At 31.0% G+C, this 12458-nt stretch carries 14 protein-coding genes; all 14 read left to right on the plus strand.

All coding sequences use genetic code 11. From position 1 onward, the window contains the following. The first annotated feature begins 19 nt into the window (after positions 1-19). The 14 genes from prmC (at position 20) to PZA12_RS02470 (ending at position 12451) form a co-directional block, all read left to right on the plus strand. Positions 20-1780, plus strand: coding sequence for a peptide chain release factor N(5)-glutamine methyltransferase (gene prmC, locus PZA12_RS02405; RefSeq protein ID WP_078115790.1), 1761 nt, complete (start codon positions 20-22; stop codon positions 1778-1780). A 135-nt stretch (positions 1781-1915) separates the two neighbouring features. After that, the gene (prfA, locus tag PZA12_RS02410; protein WP_077842713.1) at positions 1916-2998 is read left to right on the plus strand and encodes a peptide chain release factor 1; all 1083 of its coding nucleotides are present in this window, start codon (positions 1916-1918) and stop codon (positions 2996-2998) included. A 63-nt stretch (positions 2999-3061) separates the two neighbouring features. Further along, positions 3062-3649, plus strand: a complete 588-nt coding sequence (locus PZA12_RS02415) for a hypothetical protein (protein WP_011967754.1) — start codon at positions 3062-3064, stop codon at positions 3647-3649. A 54-nt stretch (positions 3650-3703) separates the two neighbouring features. Further along, on the plus strand, positions 3704-4753 hold the full coding sequence (locus PZA12_RS02420; RefSeq protein WP_077842712.1) for an L-threonylcarbamoyladenylate synthase: 1050 nt from the start codon (positions 3704-3706) through the stop codon (positions 4751-4753). Between the two features lie 50 nt (positions 4754-4803). After that, positions 4804-5253 carry a ribose 5-phosphate isomerase B gene (rpiB, locus tag PZA12_RS02425; protein WP_078115791.1) on the plus strand — a complete coding sequence of 150 codons (450 nt, stop codon included), beginning with the start codon at positions 4804-4806 and terminating at the stop codon, positions 5251-5253. Positions 5254-5402: 149 nt separating this feature from the next. Beyond that, complete coding sequence (gene upp / locus PZA12_RS02430; RefSeq protein WP_077837994.1) at positions 5403-6032, plus strand: uracil phosphoribosyltransferase; 630 nt, start codon at positions 5403-5405, stop codon at positions 6030-6032. Between the two features lie 81 nt (positions 6033-6113). After that, positions 6114-6608 (plus strand): deaminase, encoded by a 495-nt coding sequence (locus PZA12_RS02435; protein ID WP_011967758.1) that lies wholly within the window; start codon positions 6114-6116, stop codon positions 6606-6608. 237 nt (positions 6609-6845) lie between these two features. Continuing rightward, positions 6846-8036 carry a non-hydrolyzing UDP-N-acetylglucosamine 2-epimerase gene (gene wecB, locus PZA12_RS02440; protein WP_078115792.1) on the plus strand — a complete coding sequence of 397 codons (1191 nt, stop codon included), beginning with the start codon at positions 6846-6848 and terminating at the stop codon, positions 8034-8036. 121 nt (positions 8037-8157) lie between these two features. Beyond that, positions 8158-9339 (plus strand): acetyl-CoA C-acetyltransferase, encoded by a 1182-nt coding sequence (locus PZA12_RS02445; protein WP_077837992.1) that lies wholly within the window; start codon positions 8158-8160, stop codon positions 9337-9339. A gap of 720 nt (positions 9340-10059) precedes the next feature. Then, positions 10060-10425 (plus strand): hypothetical protein, encoded by a 366-nt coding sequence (locus PZA12_RS02450; RefSeq protein WP_078115793.1) that lies wholly within the window; start codon positions 10060-10062, stop codon positions 10423-10425. 1 nt (position 10426) lies between these two features. Next, positions 10427-11107 carry a F0F1 ATP synthase subunit A gene (locus tag PZA12_RS02455; protein ID WP_171773307.1) on the plus strand — a complete coding sequence of 227 codons (681 nt, stop codon included), beginning with the start codon at positions 10427-10429 and terminating at the stop codon, positions 11105-11107. A 54-nt stretch (positions 11108-11161) separates the two neighbouring features. Beyond that, on the plus strand, positions 11162-11377 hold the full coding sequence (gene atpE / locus PZA12_RS02460; RefSeq protein ID WP_017209887.1) for an ATP synthase F0 subunit C: 216 nt from the start codon (positions 11162-11164) through the stop codon (positions 11375-11377). Positions 11378-11429: 52 nt separating this feature from the next. Then, the gene (locus PZA12_RS02465; protein WP_023974852.1) at positions 11430-11909 is read left to right on the plus strand and encodes a F0F1 ATP synthase subunit B; all 480 of its coding nucleotides are present in this window, start codon (positions 11430-11432) and stop codon (positions 11907-11909) included. A gap of 2 nt (positions 11910-11911) precedes the next feature. Beyond that, entirely contained in the window at positions 11912-12451 is a 540-nt protein-coding gene (locus PZA12_RS02470; protein WP_078115795.1) for a F0F1 ATP synthase subunit delta, read from the plus strand. Positions 12452-12458 lie beyond the last annotated feature (7 nt).

Here is a 12458-nt window from a genome sequence, read left to right on the forward strand (position 1 = left end):
GAGTAAGTGATTTTTATAAATGGAAAGACGTGATGTTGGAGGGCAAGCTGTCATAGAAGGTGTTATGATGAGAGGAAGTAAAAATCTTGCGACGGCTGTTAGAACTCCTAAAGGGAATATAGAAATAGATTTTAAAGATAATAGACCAGTGACAAAAAAATATCCGATTTTAAATATACCTTTTCTTAGAGGTTTTTTTGTACTAGTAGAATCAATGAAGGTTGGAATGGAATCATTAAACTACTCAGCATCATTTTTGGAAGAAGATAATGAAGAACCTTCTAAATTTGAAAAATGGTTAGATGACAAACTGGGAGAAAAGGCTAATAGTGTATTAATGGCAATAACTATGTTTATTTCTTTTCTTTTTGCCATAGGACTTTTCGTTGCATTGCCAACAGGCATAGCATCAGTTTTCAAAGGTGCAGGTATTTCCAATGTAATGCTGAACCTGATTGAAGCTCTTATAAGAATAGTGATTCTCTTGCTTTACATGTTTTTTATAAGCAAACTTAACGATATATATAGAGTGTTTCAATACCACGGAGCTGAACATAAGACGATATTCTGTTATGAAGCTATGGAAGAATTAACAGTAGAGAATGTTAGAAAACAGTCAAGATTACATCCAAGATGCGGTACTAACTTTTTGTTTTTGGTAATGTTTGTTAGCATTATAGTATTTTCTTTTACTGGGTGGGGTGGAATTGTTGAAAGGTTAGCTCTTAGAATTGTTCTTATACCAGTAGTTACAGGGATTAGCTATGAGATAATAAAATGGCTTGGTAAAAATGACAGCATACTAGCTCAAATAATAGCGTATCCTGGTCTTAAGTTGCAACTGTTAACAACTAAAGAACCAGATGATTCCCAAATTGAAGTAGCTATTGCATCGTTGAAAGCAGCAGAAGGAATAAAAGATCCAAATAAAAATATTGAAGAGTTAATAAAAACTGGTACATCGACATTAAAAGAAAATGGAATAGATACTGCTAGGTTAGATGCAGAGCTATTGTTAGGAAATATTATTGAAAAAGATAGGGTTTATTTAATTACACATAAAGAAGATGAAGTGAGTAAGGAAGATGCTGAAAAGTATTTTGATTTGATTGAAAAACGTAGAAATAAAATGCCAGTAAAATATATTCTAAATAAATGTGAATTTATGGGTATCGAATTTTATGTTGAAGAAGGTGTTTTAATACCAAGAGGGGATACAGAGATACTTGTAGATGAAGTTCTTAAAATTATAGAAGAAAATCAAGAAATGGAAATATGCGATTTGTGTTCTGGGTCAGGTGCGGTTGGTATATCATTAGCACATTTTAGGCAAAATATAAAAGTTGATTTAATAGACTATTATCCTATTCCTGAAAAAGTATCACTAATTAATATAGAGAAAAATAAGTTAGAAGATAGGGTTTTCTTTATAAAAAGTGATTTGTTAGAAGAGTCGATAAAAAATAATAAAATGTATGATATTATAGTATCAAATCCTCCGTATATTGAGGAATGTGAAATTGAGAAATTAATGGAGGATGTAAAAAATTATGAACCGCACACTGCATTAAGCGGTGGAAATGACGGATTAGATTTTTATAGAAAAATAATTGACCAAAGCCAATATACATTGAGAGAAAATGGGATATTAGCATTTGAAATAGGATATAATCAAGGAGAAGCGGTAAAACTATTAATGGAAAATAACGGTTTTACTAATGTTAAAATTGTTAAAGATTTTGCTAGCCTTGATAGGGTGGTAGTTGGAATTAAAATTTAATTGAAACAGATCTTTGAGATATAAGAACGAGTTAAGAAGACATAGTATGCACAATTTATAAATGAGGTTAGTTGGTTAAGTGATTAAAATATGATATAATGTAGAAATGTGAAAAAAGAAGTACGGAGTGATCAAATGTTATTAGATAAATTAGAATTTATAGAAAACAAATATGATGAATTATCAGTGAAAATAAGTGATCCATCAATTATGCAGAATCAGAATGAATGGAGAAAACTATGTAAGGAACATGCTGACTTAGAAGTTATAGTTAATAGCTATAGGGAATATAAGAAAGTAGTTGAAGATTTAAAAGCTAACAAAGAAATGTTAAGCGGTGAAAGCGATAAAGAGATGAGAGAAATGTTAAATGAAGAAATAGCTGATCTCACAAATAGAGAAGAACAACTAGAAACAGAAATACAAATTTTATTATTACCAAAAGATCCTAATGATGATAAGAACGTATTTGTTGAAATCAGAGGGGGTGCAGGCGGTGAAGAAGCTGCACTATTTGCATACAATTTATTTAGAATGTATACAAGATATGCTGAAACTCAACGATGGGGCGTAGAAATCATGAGTTTGAATGAAACAGATCTTGGTGGTTTTAAAGAAGTTGTTTTTATGATCAAAGGTAATGGCGCTTATTCTAAATTAAAATATGAAAGTGGAGTGCATAGAGTACAAAGAGTACCAGATACTGAATCAAGTGGAAGGATTCATACTTCAACAGCTACAGTAGCAGTGCTACCAGAAGTAGATGATGTTGAAATAGAAGTTGCAGATAAAGATGTTAGAATAGACGTATTTAGAGCTTCAGGAAATGGAGGACAGTGCGTTAATACTACAGACTCAGCTGTTAGAATTACTCACTTGCCTACAGGGCTTGTAGTTTCATGTCAAGATGAAAAGTCACAATTAAAAAATAAAGAAAAAGCTATGAAAGTTTTAAAATCAAGATTATATGAACAGGCAGAAAGAGAAAGAGCAGAAGGAATAGCAGAAGATAGAAAGAGCCAAGTTGGAACTGGGGATAGAAGTGAAAGAATTAGAACATATAATTATCCTCAAGGAAGAATTACAGACCACAGAATAGGACTAACTTTATATAAGTTAGATACATTTTTGGGTGGAGATATTGATGAAATGATAAATGCACTTATTACAGCTGACCAAGCTGAAAAGATGAAATTAATGGGAAACACACAAATGTAATAACTATAAAGCAAAGCCTTGCATTATATATGTAGGGCTTTAAAAGTACATTGGAGATTGATTATGGATATATATAAGGCTGTAAAAAAAGAGCGATTACATTTAAAAATTTTCTTAATTACCATGGTTATTATTGCGTTTTTTCTTCCAACAGTTCTAATAATAACCGGATTAACTACTATTTTTTATATTAGTTATGTAATTTTTATAGAATTTTTAATAGTTATAGCTATTATAATTAAGATGAATGCCTATATTGTTGAATATAGGTGCTTAAATAATAGGTTGATTTTCAAGGTCGGTATTTCCATTAAAGAATATTTAATTATATGCGATAAAGTTGTATTGGTACATACAAATAAATCTGACTATGATTTGGAAATAGTTTTAATAACAAATGTTGTTTTTAAAAATAAGGGGTTAAGACCTGTTGATGATGGCTTTTTAAGAAGATATCCACAAATTATCGAAGATTATAATTCTATAAAACAATTAAATTCTCAGAAAGAGTATTATTTTCAAGTAATAAAAAGAGGTGGATTGAAGAAGTATTTATTATTAGATTCAATATACAGGAATTGTGTTAAAGCTATTTACACTGATGAAAGTATACAAAATATAAAAATATCAAGAGGCCAGCTTATAGTTTAATCAGGAATTTTTTAGAAACAATAAGTTTAGAATTAGGGGAAGAAGGTAATATGTTTGAAAACTAAAATTAGTATGATCAAAAATGTTAGTGAGGATGAAGAGAAAATCAGAGAAGCTGCTGAATGTATAAAAAATGGCGGTACTGTAGTTTTTCCTACGGAGACAGTTTATGGGTTGGGTGCAGATGCGCTTAATGAAGAAGCTGTAGAGAAGATATTTAAGGCCAAAGGAAGACCACAAGACAATCCACTTATAATTCATGTTTCGTCGAAGAAACTTGATCTATATGCAAAAGAAATACCGAAAGTAGCTGATGAACTTATAAATAGATTTTGGCCAGGGCCACTCACAATAATTTTGAGTAAGAAAGATATAATACCTAATGTAACAAGTGCTAATTTAAACTCTATCGGAATAAGAATGCCTGATAATGAAGTTGCTAGAAAACTCATTGAATTATCTCAGACAACTATAGCAGCGCCTTCTGCTAATATAAGTGGGAGACCGAGTCCGACAGATTTTCAGAGGTGCATAGAGGATCTGGATGGGAAAGTTGATTATATTCTTGGAGGAGAACAGAGTGACATAGGTGTTGAATCTACTATAGTGGATTGCACAGTAGTACCACCTATAGTTTTACGACCAGGTGGTATTACATTAGAGATGCTTAGAGAAGTTGATCCAAGAATTGAAATAGATAAAGCTATAATGGAAAAACCAAGTGAAAACTTAAAGCCAAAGGCTCCTGGAATGAAGTATAAGCATTATGCACCAAATGCTAAAGTTACAATAATTTCTGGGGAAAGAAAAAAAACTATTGAAAAAATCCGTGAAATGGTACACTATAATATAGAAAAAGGTAAAAAAGTATGTATCCTCACTGTTGAACAAAATGTTGATGAATATACAGAAGGAACTGGTATAGTATTAGGTAGTCTAAGTGATTTATCAACAGTTGCTAGAAGTTTATTTGAAGCATTGAGAAAGTGTGATGACCTAGGAGCGGATTTGGTTTTTGCAGAAGGATATGAAGAAAAAGGTGTAGGGGTAGCTATTATGAATAGATTAAATAAAGCTGCTGGATTTGATATTATAAATGTATAATAATTATGCATGTTGAAAAACCACAAAATAAATTAGGAGATGATTTAATTATGAAAATTGCAATTGGATGCGATCATGGTGGATTTGAACTTAAAAATGAAATCATAAAGTTTTTGGAAAGTGAAAAGTATGAGGTTAAGGATTTTGGCACATATTCAACAGGTTCTTGCGATTATCCGGATATTGCATTACCAGTAGCAGAAGCGGTTGCTGCAAAAGAATATGAGTTTGGTATATTAATATGTGGTACAGGAATAGGAATTGGTATTGCAGCTAATAAGGTACCAGGAATTAGAGCAGCGCTATGTTCAGATACATTTAGTGCTCATGCAACAAGAGAACATAATAATGCTAATATATTAACTATGGGTCAAAGGGTTGTTGGAGCAGGTCTTGCTTTAGATATAGTAAAAACATTTATATCAGCTAAATTTGAAGGAGATAGGCACCAAAAAAGAATAGATAAGATTTCAGATATTGAAAAAAAGTATACACATTAGAAAAAAGCAGCTATGCTGCAATCAAGATCATTTAGGTTAGAAAAAAGTAGCTATGCTGCAACAATATTAATTTACATTATTAGAAAGCTAAATGGGGTATATAAATATAAAGGGCTATAAATACTAAAAGCAAACTTGGAGGAATAATAATGAGCAAAGTTGTAGAAATAAATCATCCACTAATATTACATAAGTTGGCAATCTTAAGAGATGAAAAAACAGGTTCGAAGGATTTTAGAAAATTAGTAGAAGAAATTTCAATGTTAATGGCATATGAAGTCACACGAGATTTAAATACAGAAGAAGTAGAAGTAAAAACACCAGTGGCAGTTACTAAATGTAAAATGCTTGCAGGAAAGAAGATGGCTGTAGTTCCTATTTTAAGAGCTGGTCTCGGAATGGTTGATGGAGTACTTAATTTAATACCAGCAGCTAAGGTTGGACATATTGGATTATATAGAGATGAGAAAACACTTCAACCAGTTGAATATTTTTGTAAAATGCCACAAGATATTGCAGAAAGAGATATTATAGTAGTTGATCCAATGCTTGCTACAGGTGGATCTGCAATAGATGCTTTAACTATGTTAAAAAATAGAGGAGCAAAAAATTTAAAATTAATGTGCTTGGTTGGCGCACCAGAAGGTATAGAAGCTATTAAAAAAGCACATGATGATGTTGATATATACTTAGCATCAATTGATGAAAAATTAAATGAACATGGATATATTGTTCCAGGTCTTGGTGATGCTGGAGATAGATTATTTGGTACTAAGTAATTAGTAATCTATTAGAATTAAAAGCTATCTACATAAGTTTCTGAATGACCCAAGATAATTTTACTGGGGGGAATATAGAAAATGGAGAGACGAGATAAGAAAAATTATTACTTGGATATTGCTGAAACAGTTTTAGAGAGAGGAACCTGTCTAAGGAGAAACTATGGTTCTATAATTGTTAAAAATGATGAAATAATTTCTACTGGATACACAGGAGCACCTAGAGGTAGAAAAAATTGCATGGATTTGAATAGTTGCATAAGAGAAAAGTTGAAAGTTCCAAGAGGTACTCATTATGAGTTGTGTAGGAGTGTACATAGTGAAGCTAATGCAATAATAAGCGCTTCTAGAAGAGATATGATTGGAGCTACATTATATTTAGTAGGACGAGATGCAAAAACAAGAGAATATGTAAGGGATGCAAACTCTTGCTCCATGTGTAAGAGATTGATAATTAATGCTGGAATTTCTAATGTTATTATAAGGGATTCAAAGCAGGAGTATAGAGAAATAAGTGTAGATTCATGGATAGAAGACGATGACTCTCTAAGAATAGTAAAAGACGCAGGATATTAATTTTTTAGAATTTGCATATTTGAATAAATCCAACAAGCATTGCGAGTTGGATTTATTTTTAAAGTATAAACTTTACCAGATAGCTAGTATGCGTAATACGCTTTTTCCTTTAATGAGGAGATAACGGCTGCACGGCGCTGGATAAGTTTCAACTAAGATTCAGATGGAGACTAAACTACGCCTGAATTAAGTTTAACTTGATTTTAAATATACATAAAGACAGTACTTAGAAATAGAATGAGAAAAATCTATAATTGCTTAAATATAGGAGGAAATAATTTGAGTACAAAGAAAATTATTACGATTTTTGGAACTAGACCTGAGGCTATAAAAATGGCACCTTTAGTAAAGGAATTAGAAAGAAGAGAAGAGATTGAATCGAAAGTTTGCGTGACGGCTCAACACAGAGAAATGTTAGATCAAGTTTTAGAGTTATTTGACATAAAACCTGATTTTGATTTAAATATAATGAAGACAAAACAGACTTTAACAGGAATTACAAGTAGAGTTTTAGAAGGGTTAGAGGAAGTTTTTAAAGAAGAAAAGCCAGATATGATATTAGTTCATGGAGATACTACAACTACATTTGCAGGTTCTTTAGCTGCATTCTATCAGCAAATTAAAGTTGGGCATGTTGAAGCTGGTCTAAGGACTTTTAATAAGTATTTTCCTTTTCCAGAGGAAATGAATAGAAAACTTACAGGAAGTCTAGCTGATTTACATTTTGCACCAACTAAAGGTTCGAAGGAAAACTTACTAAGGGAAGGAATAAATGCGAGTGATATATATGTTACAGGAAATACTGTAATCGATGCTATGAAACATACAGTTGAAGATGATTACATCTTTGAAAACGAAGAGCTAAATAATATTGATTTTAGTAAGAAAGTAATAATGATCACTGCTCATAGAAGAGAAAACTGGGGAGAAGGAATCCAAAATATATGTATAGCATTAAACAAAATAGTTGAACAGAATGAAGACGTAGAATTAGTGTACTTAGTTCATTTGAATCCTGTAGTTAAAGATGTAGTTTATGAGAGACTTGGAGGAAAAGAAAGAGTTCACTTGCTGTCACCATTAGATACTAAGGAAACTCATAATTTGATGAATAAATCATTTATGGTTATGACAGATTCAGGGGGATTGCAAGAGGAAGCACCACATTTAGCAAAGCCTGTACTTGTGCTGAGAGACGTTACTGAACGACCAGAAGCTGTAGAGGCAGGTACTGTTAAGCTAGTTGGAACTAATATAGATCAAATAGTATCAGAGGCAAACGAATTACTTAGAAACCCTGATGCTTATTGTAAAATGAGTAAATCTATAAATCCTTATGGAGATGGAATTGCATCTAGAAGAATAGCAGATGCTATATTAAAATATTTTGGTTTGACAACAAGAGAAGTAGAAGAATTTAAAAGATAAAGTTTGTTTAAATTTTAACAATTTATGCTTGATAAAAGAAATAATAAAAGGTATAATTTAGTTATGTTAATAATTTAACGAAAGTTAATAAAATAATCTATAAAATTTTAGGAGGTCAAACATGAGAGATGTAGTTATTGTAAGTGCAGTAAGAACAGCGTTAGGTAGTTTTGGTGGAGCATTAAAGGATGTCTCAGCAGTAGATTTAGGAGCTTTAGTAATTAAAGAAGCCGTAAATAGAGCTGGAGTAAAACCTGAATTAATTGAAGAAGTTATTATGGGTAATGTAATTCAAGCTGGTCTTGGTCAAAATACTGCAAGACAGTCAACAATAAAAGCTGGATTACCACAAGAAGTTTCAGCTATGACTATTAATAAGGTTTGTGGATCAGGTCTTAGAGCAGTTAGTTTAGCAGCTCAAATGATTAAAGCAGGAGATGCTGATGTTGTTGTTGCTGGAGGTATGGAAAATATGTCAGCTGCTCCATATGCATTGGACAAAGCAAGATGGGGACAAAGAATGGGCGATGGTAAATTAGTTGATACAATGATAAAAGACGCATTATGGGATGCTTTTAACAACTATCATATGGGAGTTACAGCTGAAAATATTGCTAAACAATGGGGATTAACTAGAGAAGAACAAGATGCTTTCTCAGCTTCATCTCAACAAAAAGCTGAAGCAGCAATCAAGTCAGGAAGATTTAAAGATGAAATAGTTCCAGTTGTTATTCCTCAAAGAAAGGGAGAACCAAAAGTATTTGATACAGATGAATTCCCAAGATTCGGAACAACAGCAGAAACTTTAGCTAAATTAAAGCCAGCATTTATTAAAGATGGTACTGTTACAGCAGGTAATGCATCAGGTATTAATGATGGAGCAGCAGCTTTTGTTGTTATGAGTGCAGAAAAGGCAGAAGAATTAGGACTTAAACCAATGGCTAAAATACTTTCTTACGGTTCAAAAGGATTAGATCCAGCTATCATGGGTTATGGACCATTCCATGCAACTAAGAAAGCTTTAGAAAAAGCTAACTTAACAGTAGAAGACTTAGATTTAATCGAAGCTAATGAAGCTTTTGCTGCTCAAAGCTTAGCAGTTGCTAAAGACTTAAAATTCGATATGTCAAAAGTTAATGTAAATGGTGGAGCAATTGCTTTAGGTCACCCAGTTGGAGCATCAGGTGCAAGAATATTAGTAACTCTTCTTCATGAAATGGAAAAGAGAGATGCTAAAAAAGGATTAGCTACACTTTGTATAGGTGGCGGAATGGGAACAGCTCTTATCGTTGAAAGAGTTTAATATAAATTAAGATTTAAAAAGGTTACTATGATAATTTTCATGGTAACCTTTTTTTATTAAATATAAGTATAAAATAAAATGAAAAGAAGAAAATAGAAATGCATGTATTAAATTAGATAAGGTCAGTAAAAAAATCAAAATTATTATGTACATTAATCATCTGATAGAAGGGGTGAAAATATTATCAAAATAATTACTATATATAAATCAGTGGAAAAAATGAAAGAGTTTTTAATCATATATTTCATTAAGGTGTTTTATATACTTCATAACATAGTTAATGTGAGGATTTGCTAAATAATAATACATATAAATTTGGTAATTATAGATTAAAAAAAATAAATATTGAATAAGGATTAATTTCTGTATTCAATAATATGAAATGTATAATAGTAAGTATAGCTTTATAAAACCCAAAAATAGTATAAAATTCACCAAATTTTTGAAAATTGATGACAAAATTTGTAATGAAAATGTTAACAAAAATAATATTTTGTAGATAAATGTTACAGAATATTTAGAAAATTGAATCAAACAAGCTTTTAAAAATCATTAAATGAGAAAAATGAAGAAATAACCAATATTAGCTGAGCATTCACGAGCATATGAAATATAAATTCATTATAAAGTAAAAATAAGCTGATTTTACTTTTAAATAGTGTTTTATTAAAGATAAATATAAAGATATAATTACTGATATTGAGGTTAAGGGGGTTATGTATGAATAAAGAAGTGAATAAACTGCTTCTACAAACGATAAAATACGATTTGGGGAGCGGATTATTGATATCTTTAATAATAGTCTTAATTTCCACCTTTATAAATGCAGGAATCTATATGATAGGCATGTGTGTGTCGCTAATAAATTTTCTAGCAAGTGGTTATATCGTTGGGAAATTTTTGGATAAAAATAGAGCATGGATTATAATTCCTACGTATTTTATTAGGATGGCATTCATAATTGCTACAGTATTTCCGTTTTTAGGAAATATAAAATACGTAATATATTATATGATAGGCTTTGTTTCACATTATGTACTACTTATAGTTTTTCGTATTAAAGAAAATAGGAAAGGAAGTGTTTAGAGTGGAGCCCGTGATACCTATATTTTCACCTGAAATTTTTGGCGTTACAGTAGATATTACTGCAGGGATAATAATTGAATGGATTGTTATCGCAATTTTAGGGATAGGTGCTTTTCTATTAACAAAAAACTTGAAGTTAAAACCTGGCAAGGTCCAAGCGGCTTTGGAAAAAGTCTATCAAACAATAAGGGACTTTATGGTTGGTACTATGGGTGAAGAATATGAATCATTTCTGCCTTATATAGGAACATTAATGATCTATTTGCTAATACTAAATCTAGTTGGATTATTAGGATTTAAGCCACCTACAAGTGATTTGAGCATAACAGCATCCTTCGCAATAACCACATTTTTAGTAGTGAATTTAAATGCTATTAAAAAGAATGGAATACTTGGGTTTGGAAAGGGATTGTTACATCCATTTATCCCTATGCTGCCATTAAACATAATAGAAAGAATTATTTTGCCAATGTCTTTGGCGCTAAGACTTTTTGGTAACATGGTTGCGGCAGTAATATTATTAGAATTGGTGTATCATGGATTGAGTTCAATATCAATTTTTGCACAATTTGGTATACCTGTAATATTACACGCATATTTCGATTTATTTGATGGATTAATTCAAATGATAGTATTTACAATGCTAACTATGATTAATATCAAACAAATAGCAGAAGAATAAGTTTAGAAAATTATTAAAAAATTAAAATTAATTAATATCTTAGGAGGAATCATAATGAGTTTAGGAGTTCTAGCAGCTGGTATAGCTGTATTATCTGGTATTGGAGCAGGAGTAGGTATTGGAATTGCAGCTGGTAAGGCAGTTGAAGCAGTAGGAAGACAACCAGAAGCATCAGGAAGAGTAATGACATTTTTCATATTAGGTGCAGCACTTTGTGAAACTACAGCAATATATGGATTAGTAATGGCATTTATGTTAATGAACAGATAATAAATTTGTATGAGTTAATTGCATTGACTCCGAAGGGAGGATATAAGTAAAAATGGAAGTAAATGTATCAACAATTATATTCAATTGGATTAATTTTGGTCTGATAATCTTGATTTTAAAACATTTCTTTTGGGATAAAATCAAAGGAATAATTGAAGAAAGACAAAATCTCGTTAATCAAACGATAAGTAAAGCAGATGAAGATGCTGAAAAAGCTAGAATGTATTTGGTAAAGAATGAACAAATTTTACAATCAGCTAAAGAAGAAGGTAAGAAAATCACTGAAGCTCAAAGAGCAAAAGGTGATAAACTTTACGAGGAAATTGTTCAAAATGCAAAAGTGGAAGCAAATTCAATAAAAGAAAGAGCTAACTTAGAAATTGAAAGAGAAAAAGAAAAAGCAGAATATGAGATTAAAAAACAAGCAGTAGATTTAGCGGTAGAGCTTTCAGTTAAAGCATTAGAGCAGCAAGTAGATGAAGCAACACATAGAAAACTTATTGGCGATTTTATTGCTAAGGTAGGTATGTAAGTATGCAGGAGTATTTAGAGAAAAGATATGCGTTAGCTCTGTATGAAATTGCTGAAAAGAATAATAAAGTGGATGAATATTTACGAGACTTAACAGATATATGTGATATATTTGATGAAAATAAAGAGTTTTATGAAGTAATTAATCATCCTAAAATAAACACAGCAAAAAAGAAACAGTTATTTACTGATTTGTTTAAAGGAAAAATTGATGGAGAATTACTTTCTTTCATGATGATATTGATTGAAAAGGATAGAATTCTTCAGTTAAGAGAAATACTAGGTCAAATGGAAAATATTGATCTAGAAAGAAGAAATACTATAAGAGGTATAGTTAAAACAGTTGTACCACTTTTAGATGAAGAATTAGAACAATTAAAAGCTATCTTTGAAAAAAAGTACGAAAAAAATATTATATTTAATACTAAAATAGACAAAAGTCTTCTAGGCGGAGTTTATGTTAAAGTTGGAAATGATATTATTGATGGAACTATAAAATCAAAGGTAGAAGAAATGAAAGAATTAATGCTTAAGAAAGAATAGAGGTGAA

Origin of the sequence: Clostridium beijerinckii (genome assembly GCF_036699995.1) — a bacterium.
Classification (GTDB): Bacteria; Bacillota; Clostridia; order Clostridiales; family Clostridiaceae; genus Clostridium; species Clostridium helianthi.